Genomic DNA, 13,128 nt, shown 5'->3' on the forward strand with positions numbered 1-13,128 from the left:
GCAAGCCTGAACCGCCGTCTGACGTGCCTGCCTTGCCTTGGCGTTGCAGCAATGCATAACGTGGGCCGGATTGCCGCCTGATCCCGAAGCGGCGCGGAGGACCTATGCACGACAGGCACAGCTACAGGGCGCATGAGGCGCTGGTGCGCTACGCCCGGCATCAGCCGGCGCTGTGGCGCCTGATGCTGGGGCTGGTGCTAGTGGCCGCGGTCAGCTTTGCCCTGACGGCGGCGCTGCAGGTGGTCGTGGCAGGGATGTTCCCGGGCGACTGGCTGCTGGGGCTGGCGGATGGCAGCACGCCGGGCGCGATGCTGGTGCTCTTGGGCAGCTTTGCCTTTCTGTCGCTGGGGGTGGCGATGGCGGCGCGGCTGTTCCACCAGCGCGGCTTTGCCACCGTGACAGGCCATCTGCGTCCGCTTGTGCATCAGTTCGGGCGGGTCAGCCTGTATCTCCTGGGGCTCAGCCTGCTGCTGATGGCCCTGCCGCCCTATGACATGGGGCCGCCGATGACCCGGAACCTGCCGTTCTGGACCTGGTTCGGCCTGCTGCCGCTGTCCATCGCGGCGGTGCTGGTGCAGACCGGATCGGAGGAGATCCTGTTCCGCGGCTATATCCAGCAGGGGCTGGCGGCACGGTTCCGCCACCCGGCTGTCTGGCTGCTGGGGCCCTCGGCTCTGTTTGCACTGGGACATTACCTGCCGGCCGAGGCCGGGGACAATGCATTGGTGATCACTGCCTGGGCCGGGCTGTTCGGGGTGCTGATGGCGGACCTGACCGCACGGGCCGGAACCCTCGGCCCGGCAATGGCGGTGCATTTCTTCAACAACGTCACTGCCCTGTTGCTGTTCGGCTCGCCCACCAGCCTCAATGGGCTGGCGCTCTATCTGATCCCCTTTGATCTCGCCGACGTGCAGGCGCTGCGGCCGTGGATGGCGGTGGATTTCCTTCTGATGGGTGTCAGCTGGCTCTGCGCAAGGCTTGCCATACGCCGCTGATTGCAATTGCGGCAAATGCGCCTTATCTGGGGGACAAACCGCGCCCCCGGAGAGGCAAGCAATATGAACTGGATCACCAACTACGTCCGGCCCAAGATCAACTCGATCTTTTCGCGCCGCGAAGTGCCCGAGAACCTTTGGCAGAAATGCGATGAATGCGGCACCATGCTGTTTCACCGCGAGCTGAGCGACAATCAGAACGTCTGCACCAGCTGCGGCCATCACATGAACATCACTCCGCGCGACCGTTTCATCGCGCTGTTCGACGGCGGTGTCTTCACCGAGGTCGCGGTGCCGGAGCCGCTGACCGACCCCTTGAAGTTCAAGGACCAGAAAAAATACCCGGAGCGGATCAAGGCGGCGCAGAAGAAGACCGGCGAGAAAGACGCGATGCTGGTGGCTGCCGGTGAAATCGGCCGCACGCCGATCATCGCTGCCGCGCAGGACTTCTCCTATATGGGCGGGTCCATGGGCATGTATGTGGGCAACGCGATCATCGCCGCGGCTGAGGAAGCCGTGAAGCTGGGCCGCCCGCTGGTGCTGTTCTCCGCCGCTGGCGGCGCCCGGATGCAGGAAGGCATCCTGTCGCTGATGCAGATGCCGCGCACCACCGTTGCGGTGGAGATGCTGAAAGAGGCGGGACTGCCCTATATCGTGGTGCTGACCCATCCGACCACCGGCGGCGTCACCGCGTCTTATGCGATGCTGGGCGATGTGCATATCGCCGAACCGAACGCGCTCATTTGCTTTGCCGGCCCCCGCGTGATCGAGCAGACCATCCGCGAGAAGCTGCCCGAGGGCTTCCAGCGCGCCGAGTACCTGCTGGACCACGGCATGCTGGACCGGGTGACCCCGCGCACCGAGATGCGCGAAGAGCTGATCACCATCATCCGCATGCTGATGGGTCTGCCGCCGCAGGTGGCGGGCGATCTGCCCGCGCCGGCGGAAGAAGAAGCCGCTGCCAAGGCCGCAAACGCGCCGGCGGATGGCGCAGTCAGCGAAGAAGCTGCCGAGTAAACCGGTTTAGATAGATACGCCTGGCCGAGAAGGCCGGTCAGCGCCCGTCCCTTCCAGGGCGGGCGCTGTTCTTTGCCACACACGACTTTCCGACCTGACAGGACCCAGGCTGATGACCCAGACCTCCGACGCGATCCTCGCCCGCATGATGGCGCTGCACCCCAAGATCATCGACCTGACGCTGGACCGGGTCTGGCGGCTGCTGGCGGCGCTGGACAACCCGCAGGAAAACCTGCCGCCGGTGATCCACCTGGCCGGCACCAACGGCAAGGGCTCGACCCAGGCGATGATCCGGGCGGGGCTTGAGGGCATGGGCAAAAGCGTGCACGCCTATACCTCGCCGCATCTGGCGCGGTTTCATGAGCGGATCCGGCTGGCGGGGGAGCTGATCTCGGAGGCGCATCTGACTGAGGTTCTGGATGAGTGCTATGCTAGGAACGGCGGCGAGAACATCACCTATTTCGAGATCACCACGGTGGCCGGCCTCTTGGCGTTTTCCCGCACCCCTGCGGATTTCACCCTGCTGGAGGTTGGCCTGGGCGGGCGCCTGGACGCGACCAACGTGATCACGCCGGAGGTGTCGGTGATCACCCCGATCTCGATCGATCATGAGCAGTTCCTGGGCAACACGCTGACCAAGATCGCGGCCGAGAAGGCCGGCATCATCAAGCGCGGTGTGCCGGTTGTGGTTGGCCCGCAGCCCGAGGAGGCAATGGAGGTGATCGAAGCCACCGCTGCCCGTCTTAGCGCGCCGTTGATTGCATACGGCCAGCACTGGCATGTCTACGAAGAGCGCGGCCGGCTGGTGTTCCAGGACGAAAACGGCCTCTTGGATCTGCCTTTGCCGGCCCTCTTGGGCGCGCATCAGATCCAGAACGCTGGTGCGGCGCTGGCAGCGCTGCGCCACCTGGGCGCGGATGAGGCGGCCTGCGAGGCGGCGATGACGAACGCAGAATGGCCCGCGCGTATGCAGAAGCTGAAAACCGGCCCGCTGGTGGAGGCCGCACCGCAGGCCGAGCTGTGGCTGGACGGCGGCCACAACGCCGCGGCGGGCATTGCGCTGGCGGACGTGCTGGCGAAACTGCCGGCGCGCCCCACGCATCTGATCTGCGGCATGCTGAACACCAAGGACGTGAGCGGCTACATGGCCCCGCTGGCACCGCATGTTGCCAGCCTGACCGCGATTTCGATCCCGGATGAGATCAACACGCTGAGCGCCGAAGAAACCGAGGCCGCGGCCAAGTCTGTGGGCATCGAGGCCGGCAAGGCGGAAAGCACGATGGCAGCGCTGAAAGCGATCACCGCCAAGGACCCGCAGGCGCGGGTGCTGATTTGCGGTTCGCTCTATCTGGCGGGCCATATCCTGCGCGAAAACGGCTGAGGCTTACGGCTGCGGCGGGGGAGGTTCTCCCGCCCGGCTTCGGCCTGCCGGTCTCATCCCGTTGGGCACGGCGCCGCTGGCGCGGCGTGGCCATTCTTCATCTTTCCGGAAGTACTCCGGGGGTGAGGCCGAGGGGGCCAGCGCCCCCTTCTTCCCTCCGCCCCCTAGTCCAGAACGTAGTCAACCGGCTCCAGCCGGGGCGGCGCCTCGCGGCCGAGGGCGTTGCAGACCGAGATTTCCATCACCCGGCACATGGCGCTGAGCGGCACCGAATTGGCCTGCTTGCGGAACGGGTGTTCCAGCTCATGGGTGACCTCGGCGAGGCCGAAGAACACATAAGCCACCACTGCAGCCACCAGCGGTTCGAACCAGCCGGCGCTGTCCAAGAGGGCAAAGGGCAGCAGCAGGCAGTAGAGATAGGTGGTGCGCCAGACCAGCAGCGAATAAACGAAGGGCAAGGGCGTGGTCAGCAGCCGCTCGTTCCCGGCCTGGGCGGCGGGGAAGGCGGCCAGGCGTTCCGCCAGGGCGCGCTGGCCGAAGCCGTCGATGCGGCCGTCCTCTGCCATCTCGCGCAGGCGGGCGGCGATGTCCCGCAGCGCGGCGTTGGGGCCGTTGGGGTCCCGCATCAGCGTCTCTGCCGCCTCCGGGCCGACCCAATGCTCCACCGTCTCCCGCACCTCATCGCCGCGCAGCTGGGCGCGGTGCAGGTGGTGGAAGGCAAGGATGCGAGTCAGGATGAAGTCCTCGTCGGGGCCTTTGCCCGCGAAGATCCTGAGTTCCTGCGCCAGGCTGCGCACGTCGGAGACCATGCGTCCCCAGATCCGCCGCGCCTCCCACCAGCGGTCATAGGCGGCGTTGTTGCGGAAGCTGAGGAACAGCGACAGCGACAGGCCGAAAACTCCCATCGCGGCGATGGAAATCTGCGGCATCGCGATAACGTAGCGGTCCAGCACCAGCACCAAGAGCGCCCAGAGCGCGGCGCCGATGATATTGGGCAGGATGCGCGGCACCACCGATCCGTTCAGGATCAGGAAGATCTCCCGCCGCCGGGGCGTATCGCGGACGATCATCGGCTGTCCGCTCCCCAGTCCTTGTCCTGCATCTCGCGCAGGCGGGAGGCGGTGCGTTCGAATTCAAACGTGCCTTCGCCCTCGACATAGAGCATCTCGGGCTGCGCCGCCGCCGAGCAGATCAGCCGCACCTTGGCCTCGTACAAGGCGTCGATCAGGGTCACAAACCGCTTGGCCTCGTTGAAGTTGTTGCGGGAAAGGCGCGGGATGTCCTCCAGAACCAGCACCTTCACCTCTTCGGCGATGGCGAGGTAGTCGCCCGGCCCCAGCATCTTGCCGCAGAGGTCATAGAAGGTGGCGCGCGCCACGCCGTTGCGGAAGGCGGGCAGGGTGACTTCGCGCCCCGTCACCTCCAGCGTCAGCGGCTGCGCTGCGCCGCCGCCCGACAGATCCTGCCAGATCGCCCGGATCAAAGCGCGGGCCTCGCCGTCCACGGGCGCAAAATAGACCTGCGCCCCGGTCAGCCGGTCCTGCCGGTAATCGGTGGCGCTGACCATTTCATGCACCGCCATATGCTCCTTGATCAGATCGATGAAGGGCAGGAACAGCTGGCGGTTGAGGCCGTTTTTATACAGATCGTCCGGCACCCGGTTGGAGGTGGTGATGACGGTGACACCGGCGGCAAACAGCGCCTCGAACAGGCGCCCGACGATCATTGCGTCGGTGATGTCGGTGATCTGCATCTCGTCAAAGGCCAGCAGCCGCACGGACTCCGCGACCTCTGCCGCTGCCGGGGCCAGCGCGTCCTCGACACCGTCCTGGCGGGCCTGGTGCATCCTGGCGTGGATTTCCTGCATGAAGGCGTGGAAATGCACCCGGCGCGACGGGATGCCGTCGAGGCTGTCGACAAACAGGTCCATCAGCATCGACTTGCCGCGCCCGACCCCGCCCCAGAGGTAAAGCCCCTGCACCGGTTCATACTCCGCCTTGCGGAAGAAGCCGCGTTTCACCGGCGGCGCCATCAGCCCTTCGGCGATGCGGTCGAAATGGGGAAGCACGGCCTCCTGGGCCGGATCGGGCTTCAATTCGCCTGCGTCAATCTTCTGCCGGTACAGCGTGGTCAGATGGGTCATGGCACAGGGATAGCGCGGGGCGCGGGGGATGGGAAGCGGGGGTTTTGGCTATGCAGCTTTGCGAGTTGCTACAATGAAGCAAAAACCCCTGATGCCGCCTCACATCAAAAATTCTTAAGGATGCGCTCAAAAATCCTGATTTGACCGGGCGGCAAATTTCCCTGAGGGTTCACCGGCTTATCAGGAGAGAGCTTATGGACCGTTCTGCGCCGCTGTTTACCCCCGTTCTGATCGTCGGCTGCATCATCATCATGGTGAGCTTTGCGGTGCGCGCCTCCTTCGGGGTCTTTCAGATCCCGATTGCGGAGGAGTTCGGCTGGCTGCGCTCGGAGTTTTCGCTGGCGATTGCGATCCAGAATCTGGCCTGGGGCATCGGGCAGCCGATTTTCGGTGCCGTTGCCGAGAAGATCGGCGACCGCAAGGCGATCATCATGGGGGCGGTTGTTTATGCCGCGGGCCTCGTGCTGAGCGCCATGTCGGCAACGCCGTTTGAGATGCAATCCTATGAATGGCTGGTGGGCTTTGGCATTGCGGGCACCGGCTTTGGTGTGGTGCTGGCGGTTGTGGGGCGGGCGAGCTCTGACGAGAACCGCTCGATGTCGCTGGCGATTGTCACCGCGGCCGGGTCCGCCGGGCAGATCTTCGGCGCGCCGACGGCGGAGTGGCTGCTGGGTTTCCTGCCTTGGCAGACGATTTTCCTGATGTTTGCCGGCGTGGTGCTGGCGCTGATTGCACTGCTGCCCTTGATGCGCGCACCGGAGGCGGCCTCCAGGATGGAGCTGGAAGAGAGCATGGGTGCGATCCTGAAGAAGGCGCTCAAGGATCCGTCCTATACGCTGATCTTCCTCGGCTTCTTCAGCTGCGGCTATCAGCTGGCCTTTGTCACTGCGCATTTCCCGGCCTTCGTCACTGAGATGTGCGGGCCGATCCTGCCGGGCGGAGCGCTGCATTCCATCGGCATCACCACCACCTCGGCGCTGGGCGCGGCGGCGATTTCGCTGATCGGCGCGGCCAATGTCGGTGGCACCCTGCTGGCGGGCTACCTGGGCAAGCGCTATTCCAAGAAATACCTGCTGGCGGCGATCTATACCGGGCGGACCATTGCCGCGGCGGCGTTCATCATGTTCCCGATCACGCCCCTAAGTGTCATCATCTTCTCGGTCGCCATGGGCTCGCTGTGGCTGGCGACAGTGCCGCTGACCTCCGGCCTGGTCGCGCATATTTACGGGTTGCGCTACATGGGGACGCTGTACGGCATCGTGTTCTTCAGCCACCAACTGGGCAGCTTCCTGGGCGTGTGGCTGGGCGGGCGGATGTATGACGCCTATGGCGATTACACCCTGGTCTGGTGGATCGGTGTCGGTGTCGGTGCGTTCAGCGCGATTGTGCACCTGCCGGTGAAGGAGCGGCCGCTGGGTCAGGCAGCGGCGGTGCCGGCGGCGGCGTAACGCCGGCGGGCCGGCCCCGGAGCACTTTCCAAAGAAGACGCAGACCGGCCGCTGGCGCCGCTGTCAAAGCAACCCGCGGCGGTGGTTTGCCGCGATGATCTCCAGCACGTCCTCGGTGTGGGTATAGGGCAGCCCGTGGCCGGCGCCTGCGATCTCCTCCTGCCGGACGGAGCGGGCGCGCTCTGCCAGGCGGCCGGCTGAGGTGTGCGGGATCACAGCGTCGTCCTGTCCCCAGATTGCCAGTGCGGGCACGCCTTTGCTGTGCAGGCTGCGCAACTCTCCGGTGAAATCCTCGTTCAGGATGCCGCGGAGCGAGGCGAGCACCGCGGGGATGAAGCCGCGGTACCGCAATTCCTGCTGTTGCAGGTCGACGATGCCGGGAACCGAGGAGGGCAGTTTGCGCTCAGCCTCGGTGCCGCGGATGTGCAGGGACGGGTAGATCGCGTGCATCAGCCAGCCGCCGATCAGCGGGATGTGCCGGATGACCTGCGTCACCCGGTCCGGGCTGCGCCCGAAACCGGCGGGTGCCAGCAGGATCAGTTCGCGCAGGCGTTCAGGATGAGCGGCGGCAAAGGCGGTGGCGATAGCGCCGCCCATGGAATAGCCGATCAGGGTGAAATCATCGCTGACCTCCTGGTCCTGCAGCAGCTCCTCCAGCTGGCTGAGGAAGAAGGCGCGGTCCTGAGGGCCGGAGGGGCGGTCCGAGTAGCCGCGGCCGTAGAGGTCGTAGGTCAGCACCCTATAGCCCATGGCGCCCAGCCCCTTGGCAATGCCGTTCCACACGAAGGAGGGGGTGGTGAGCCCGTGCACGCAGACCGCGACGGGGCCGCGCAGCGGGCCGGTCCAGCGGTAGTGGGTGCAGCCGCCGGGCAGCTGCGCCAGCGCGCCGGGGGCGGTCTGGCGTACCTGGGCGTTCATCGGTTTGCGCAGGCGCTCGCGCAGGAAGGGTGCCAGGGCGATGGCAACGGCAGCAAGGAGCAGCAGCCAGATCATGCGCGGGCCTTCCACTTCTTCAGGATGTGGTGGCTGGTCATCAGATCCAGATGGGCGCCGCCGCCGTTCTTGAACAGGGTGATTTGGTCAGGGTCATAGGCGGGAAACCGGCTGAGGCTGTAGAAATCCGCCAGCACGTCGCTGCGCCGGATGGTGCCTGCGGCCAGCGGTGTTTTGAATTCGCCGATATGGTCCAGCGTGGTGTCGAAGCTGTCGCAGAAGATCTGCGCGCGCTTCAGGGCTTCGTCATCGGCCTCCCGCATGTCGGGGCGGTAGGCGCCGATCAGGTTGAGGTGCTGGCCGGGGCGCAGCCATTCGCCCTTGATAACCGGGTCGGAGGACATGGTGCAGGTGACGATGATGTCCGCGGCCCTGACGGCGGGTTCCAGATCAGGCGCGTGAAGGGTGCCGGGGTATTGGGCACAGAGATCCTGGGCTTTGGACCCGGTGCGGTTCCAGACCCGGATCTGCGCCTGCGGGAAACCGGCCCCGAAGGCCTCGATCAGGGAGCCGCCGACGGTGCCGGCACCGACAATCAGCACCTCCTGCGCTTGCGGGTTGGCCAGCCGCAGCGCGCCCAGAAGGCTGTCGCCGGCGGTCTTCCACTTGGTGACCAGATGGAAGTCCACGAGGGCTTCGAGGGTGCCGTCCGTGTCGGAGTAGAGGCAGACGGAGCCGTTGATCATCGGCTTGCCCGCATCCGGGTTGCCGGGGAAGACATTGGCGGTCTTCACTGCCAGGCCCATGCCGTCGATCCAGGCGGAGCGGCTCAGCAGCGTGTCGGACCCGCGGTAGAGGAAAGTATCGCCGATCTCTGCCTTGGGCAGATTGTGGCTGGCGGCCAGCGCCTCGGCAAAGCTGACCCAATCGAGCAGCGCCTCGCCCTCGTCAAAGCCTATGATCGGGATGGTCATGGGCGGGTTGTCCTCCTGTTGCGGGCCGTCTCAGGCGGCGTCTTGTTCTGTCAGCAGGCCCGCCTGCACCAGCCGCGCCGCGAAAGCTGCGGGGGCGGTGAACAGATGGGTCTGCCAGCCGCGCGCTTCGGCGGCTTCGATATTTTCAGGGCGGTCGTCAGTGAACAGCAGCCGGTCCGGCGCCACCCCGGTTTCGCGTTCAAGAATGGCATAGATTTCCGGTTCCGGCTTGATGCATTTCAGATGCGCGGAGACAAATGTGCGGTCAAAGCCCTGCAGGAAGGGGTAGGCGGCGCAGGCGATTTGAAAGGTTTCGGCACCGAAGTTGCTGAGGGCAAAGACCGGCGTGCCCTTGGCCTGCAGGGCTTGCATCAGGCGGACGGTATGGGGGATGTCGCGCGGGACCATCTGGAGCCAGCAATTGTGCCACCAGCGGATTTCCTCAGCCCACTCCGGGTGCTGCTCCGCCAGGGCATAGACGCTGCCGCGGAAGGGGTGGCCGCGGTCGACGTTCAGGTTCATCCCGTGCAGCGGCACCTGTTCAAACAGCTGCTTGCGGCGGGTGGCGCCGATGCGGCTGTCGTAGAAGCGTTCCGGCTCCCACTCGATCAGCACGCGGCCAATGTCAAAGACGACGGCATCAATGGGCATGGAGGCTTATCCTTCTGCGCGCGGGCGGGGTCGCGGGGCGGGGCGGTTACGGCGGGTTTCGCGCCAGACAGAGACCAGGCCCGAGGCGATGATCAGGGCGCTGCCGAGCCAGACCTGCAGGTCGGGCCATTCGTTGAAGATCAGCACGCCCCAGAGGACCGACATCGGCATGGCGATATATTCGAAAGGGGCTGCCAGCGCGGCCTCGTTCATGCGGTAGGCCTGGCTGACCAGATAGCCGCCGGCTGAGCCCGCGATGCCGACACCGATCAGATAGGGCCAGTCTTGAGGGTTTGGCCAGATCCAGGCGCGCAGGATGAAGTCGAAGGCCGGGCTGTCGCCGGTGGCAAAACGGCCGTCGCCAAAGATCAGACCGGCCAACGCGCTGAGCACCAGGAAGCCCAGCATCGGGTAGAAGGCCAGCGTTGCCCCGGCCTCGGACCCGCCGGCGCGGCGGGTCAGCACATGCAGGGTGGCATAGCCGCAGGCGCCCAGCAGCGGCAGGATGGCGGCGGGCTGGAAGGTGTCCGCACCGGGGCGCATGATGATCAGCACGCCGAGAAAACCCGCAAACACCGCGCCCCAGCGCCAGGGGCCGGGGCGTTCACCGAGGAACAGGGCTGATAGGGCGGTGACGATGAGGGGCGTGGCAAAGGCGATGGCGACGGCTTCGGCCAGCGGCAGCAGGGTGAGGCCGGTGAAGAAGCAGATGTTGGCGAAGAACACCACCAGGCAGCGCAACAGGTGCAGCTTGGGCTGATGGGTGCGCAGCAGGTGATAGCCGCCCTCCAGCGGCATGATGAGGGCGAGCATGACGGCCACCGCGATGACGGAGCGGAACAGCACCATTTCATAAAGCGGGTAGTCGCCCGACAGGAACTTGAAGATCATGTCGATGACGGAAAAAGCGATGCCCGCCCCGGCGGCGGCAACCAGGCCGGGGACGCTGACCTTCATCTCTGCGCTCATGCCGTTGCCCTCCCGTCTCCTGCCCTTGATCAGTGGCGGATTTGATCTGACCGGGCAATGGGCCGGGGCGGAAAAATGCAATTTTTCCGGGCAAAATTCCGGGCCGGAATTTTAGGCCGCGGAACGCTGGGGTTAGGTGATTGGGGAGGGGGGGGATTTCCTGCTGAGAAGCGGTTCAGGGTCAGGTCTGCCCCTGAACGCGCCTGTTCGAGTGTGGCGCAGCGCCTTGACCCGGGCGCAGGCCTGTGGGGTAATAAGCAGGCCGGTGCTACTGGCTTAACGGCGCCATGCCGCGAAGACTGACAAGCTGGAAATTTTAATCAGAGTATTGATATGGAAGCAGAAATTACAGCGCACGGCAATGGTGCTGCCTGGCAATTGCTGCCGCAAAGCGGGGTGGCCGGAATAGCGCTAGCTGTCTTGTTCCTCTACCTGTTTTTCAGGCACCTGATGTTTGTTCTTATGGTTATGGATATCTTGCTGGGGTTTCTACGGCGGTTCAGCTGGTTTCCCAAAGAAGGCAGCCGACTGAAGGCGTTTGGGCATTGGGTGACTGCTGTGGTCTTGTTTGCCGGCTACCTGGTTGCCGCCATGCAATTTGGCTGGATCGAATTTGTGCCCGTTTAGAAGCGGAGCTGTGAGCCTGCAAAATGGGCAGGCTTAGCGGCCTGCCTTGGCAGCGCGCAGTTCGCGCTCCAGCGCATCCAGGAAGCGGGAGCGGTCGGCCTTGGTGAAGCCCTTGCCGCCGCCCTGCATGCCAAGCGGGTTGGCGGCGCGCAGGTCGGCCATCAGGTCGCGCATCGCCAGCTGCTGGCCGATGTTTCCTTCCGTAAACCGCTCGCCGTTGTGGCGCAGGACGCGGGCGCCGGCTTCGATGCATTTGGCGGCGAGCGGGATGTCGCCCGTCACCACCACGTCGCCCGGCCCGCAGCGTTCCGCGATCCACATGTCGGCCACATCGGCGCCCTCGGCCACGATCACGGTTTCCACCAGCTGGTTCTGCGAGGGCCGCAGCCCGCCGTTGGAGACCACGAACATGCGCAGGCCATGGCGGGTGGCGACCCGCTCGGCCTCCTGCTTCACAGGGCAGGCGTCGGCGTCGATGTAGAGGGCGGTCACTCTGCCGCCTTCTTCTCTGCCGCGGGGGCTTTCTCCGCCTTGGGCTCAGGCTTGGCCTTGGCCTTGCGGGCGGGTTTCCTGACCTTGAACTCTTCCGGGATCGGCATCCGGTTGAAGGCGTCGAGACCCGCGATCTTGTAGGCCTCAGCCAGGGTCGGGTAGTTGAAGGTGTTCTGCACGAAGTAGTCCACCGTGCCCTTGAGGTTCAGCACCGCCTGGGCAATGTGGATCAGCTCGGTCGCGCCTTCGCCGACGATCTGCACGCCCAGAACCCGGCGGGTTTTCAGCGAGAACAGCATCTTCAGCATGCCGTGCTCCAGCCCCATGATGTGGCCGCGCGAGGTTTCGCGGAAGCGGGCGACGCCGACCTCGTAAGGGATGCCGCGCTCTTTCAGCTCTTCCTCGGACATGCCGCAGGTGGACATTTCCGGCACCGAGTAGATGCCGTAGGGGTACCAGGGGCTTTCCGGCAGGGTCGGGGTTTCCAGCGCGTGGCAGGCGGCGACGCGGCCCTGCTGCAGCGAGGTCGAGGCCAGCGACGGGTGGCCGATCACGTCACCCGCGGCGTAGATATGAGGCACCTCGGTCTGGTAGGTCTTGCGGTCGACGCTGAGGCGGCCGCGGTGGTCGGTCTTGAGGCCGACGGCATCGAGGTTCAGCGAGGCGGTGGCGCCCATGCGGCCGGCCGCAAACAGCAGCATTTCAGAGCGCACATGGCGGCCGTTTTCGAGGATCACCTCGACATGCTCGCCGCGGTCCTCGATGCTTTCGACGGCGGAGCCGAGCCGCAGGTCGACGCCGTTTTCGCGGATCTGATGGGTGAAGTCCTGGATCAGGGTCTTGTCGATGAAATCAAGGAAGGTCTCACGCGGCTCGATCAGGGTGACGCGCACGTCCAGCGCCGAGAACATGGTGGCATATTCCACACCGATCACGCCGGCGCCGATCACGGTGAGGGAGCGCGGGATCTCGGCCATCTCCAGGAACTCGTCGCCGTCCACAACGGTCCTGCCGTTGAAGGGCACATATTCCGGGCGGTAGGTCTTGGTGCCGGTGGAGATCAGGAATTTCTCTGCCGTCAGCCGGGTGGTCTCGCCTGCTTCGGTGGCGACCTCGACCTCATTCGGGCCGATGAATTTCGCCAGTCCCAGCAGGGTGTCCACGTGGTTGCGGTTGAACTGGTGCTCCAGCACGTCGACCTCGTAGTCGAGGGTCATGTGCAGGCGCGCCTTCAGGTCGTTGGCCTCGATCTGGTCCTTCACCCGGTAGGAGCGGCCGTAGAACGAGCGCTCGCGCCAGCCGGAAAGGTTCAGCACGGTTTCGCGCAGGGTCTTTGACGGGATGGTGCCGGTGTGCACCGACACGCCCCCCAGCCGGTCCTTGCGGTCGATCACCAGCACCCGGCGGTGCAGCTTGCCTGCCTGGATGGCGGCGGCGCGGCCCGAGGGGCCGGAACCGATGATGATCAGGTCATAATCAAATTCGTCACTCATGGCCG

The 13,128-nt window shown here is 65.3% G+C and carries 13 protein-coding genes; 5 read left to right on the forward strand and 8 right to left on the reverse strand.

All coding sequences use genetic code 11. From position 1 onward, the window contains the following. Positions 1-104 precede the first annotated feature (104 nt). The 3 genes from A9D60_RS19015 (at position 105) to A9D60_RS19025 (ending at position 3,393) form a co-directional block, all read left to right on the forward strand. Positions 105-995: a CPBP family intramembrane glutamic endopeptidase gene (locus tag A9D60_RS19015; RefSeq protein WP_065269042.1), complete on the forward strand. Its 891-nt coding sequence runs from the start codon at positions 105-107 to the stop codon at positions 993-995. Positions 996-1,058: 63 nt separating this feature from the next. Continuing rightward, positions 1,059-2,012: an acetyl-CoA carboxylase, carboxyltransferase subunit beta gene (accD, locus tag A9D60_RS19020; protein ID WP_065269043.1), complete on the forward strand. Its 954-nt coding sequence runs from the start codon at positions 1,059-1,061 to the stop codon at positions 2,010-2,012. A 112-nt stretch (positions 2,013-2,124) separates the two neighbouring features. Next, positions 2,125-3,393 (forward strand): bifunctional folylpolyglutamate synthase/dihydrofolate synthase, encoded by a 1,269-nt coding sequence (locus A9D60_RS19025; protein ID WP_065269044.1) that lies wholly within the window; start codon positions 2,125-2,127, stop codon positions 3,391-3,393. Positions 3,394-3,557: 164 nt separating this feature from the next. Here A9D60_RS19025 and A9D60_RS19030 read toward each other — a convergent pair whose 3' ends face one another. Both A9D60_RS19030 and zapE read right to left on the reverse strand, forming a co-directional pair. After that, positions 3,558-4,463 carry a bestrophin family protein gene (locus tag A9D60_RS19030; RefSeq protein WP_065269045.1) on the reverse strand — a complete coding sequence of 302 codons (906 nt, stop codon included), beginning with the start codon at positions 4,461-4,463 and terminating at the stop codon, positions 3,558-3,560. Further along, positions 4,460-5,536: a cell division protein ZapE gene (gene zapE / locus A9D60_RS19035; RefSeq protein WP_065269046.1), complete on the reverse strand. Its 1,077-nt coding sequence runs from the start codon at positions 5,534-5,536 to the stop codon at positions 4,460-4,462. The genes A9D60_RS19030 and zapE overlap by 4 nt, the downstream gene beginning before the upstream one ends. A gap of 194 nt (positions 5,537-5,730) precedes the next feature. Between zapE and A9D60_RS19040 the strand changes: the two genes are divergently transcribed. After that, positions 5,731-6,984 (forward strand): MFS transporter, encoded by a 1,254-nt coding sequence (locus tag A9D60_RS19040; protein WP_065269047.1) that lies wholly within the window; start codon positions 5,731-5,733, stop codon positions 6,982-6,984. 63 nt (positions 6,985-7,047) lie between these two features. On the opposite strand, the gene A9D60_RS19045 is transcribed toward A9D60_RS19040, so the two are convergent. Genes A9D60_RS19045 through A9D60_RS19060 form a run of 4 tightly spaced genes read right to left on the reverse strand, consistent with a single transcriptional unit; the run spans position 7,048 to position 10,511 of the window. Continuing rightward, positions 7,048-7,977: an alpha/beta fold hydrolase gene (locus tag A9D60_RS19045; RefSeq protein ID WP_065269104.1), complete on the reverse strand. Its 930-nt coding sequence runs from the start codon at positions 7,975-7,977 to the stop codon at positions 7,048-7,050. Further along, entirely contained in the window at positions 7,974-8,891 is a 918-nt protein-coding gene (locus tag A9D60_RS19050) for an ornithine cyclodeaminase family protein (RefSeq protein WP_065269048.1), read from the reverse strand. The genes A9D60_RS19045 and A9D60_RS19050 overlap by 4 nt, the downstream gene beginning before the upstream one ends. 30 nt (positions 8,892-8,921) lie before the next feature. Beyond that, positions 8,922-9,542 (reverse strand): HAD family hydrolase, encoded by a 621-nt coding sequence (locus A9D60_RS19055; RefSeq protein WP_065269049.1) that lies wholly within the window; start codon positions 9,540-9,542, stop codon positions 8,922-8,924. 6 nt (positions 9,543-9,548) lie between these two features. After that, on the reverse strand, positions 9,549-10,511 hold the full coding sequence (locus A9D60_RS19060) for a DMT family transporter (RefSeq protein WP_065269050.1): 963 nt from the start codon (positions 10,509-10,511) through the stop codon (positions 9,549-9,551). A 333-nt stretch (positions 10,512-10,844) separates the two neighbouring features. On the opposite strand from A9D60_RS19060, the gene A9D60_RS19065 reads away from it, so the two are divergent. After that, positions 10,845-11,138, forward strand: coding sequence for a hypothetical protein (locus A9D60_RS19065; RefSeq protein ID WP_065269051.1), 294 nt, complete (start codon positions 10,845-10,847; stop codon positions 11,136-11,138). Between the two features lie 33 nt (positions 11,139-11,171). Here the strand turns inward: A9D60_RS19065 and A9D60_RS19070 are convergent, their stop codons facing one another. Continuing rightward, entirely contained in the window at positions 11,172-11,630 is a 459-nt protein-coding gene (locus tag A9D60_RS19070) for a YaiI/YqxD family protein (RefSeq protein ID WP_065269052.1), read from the reverse strand. Further along, positions 11,627-13,123: a Si-specific NAD(P)(+) transhydrogenase gene (gene sthA, locus A9D60_RS19075; RefSeq protein WP_065269053.1), complete on the reverse strand. Its 1,497-nt coding sequence runs from the start codon at positions 13,121-13,123 to the stop codon at positions 11,627-11,629. Before sthA ends, A9D60_RS19070 begins: the two co-directional genes overlap by 4 nt. Between the last annotated feature and the right edge of the window lie 5 nt (positions 13,124-13,128).

Source organism: Leisingera sp. JC1 (assembly GCF_001679925.1).
Classification (GTDB): domain Bacteria; phylum Pseudomonadota; class Alphaproteobacteria; order Rhodobacterales; family Rhodobacteraceae; genus Leisingera.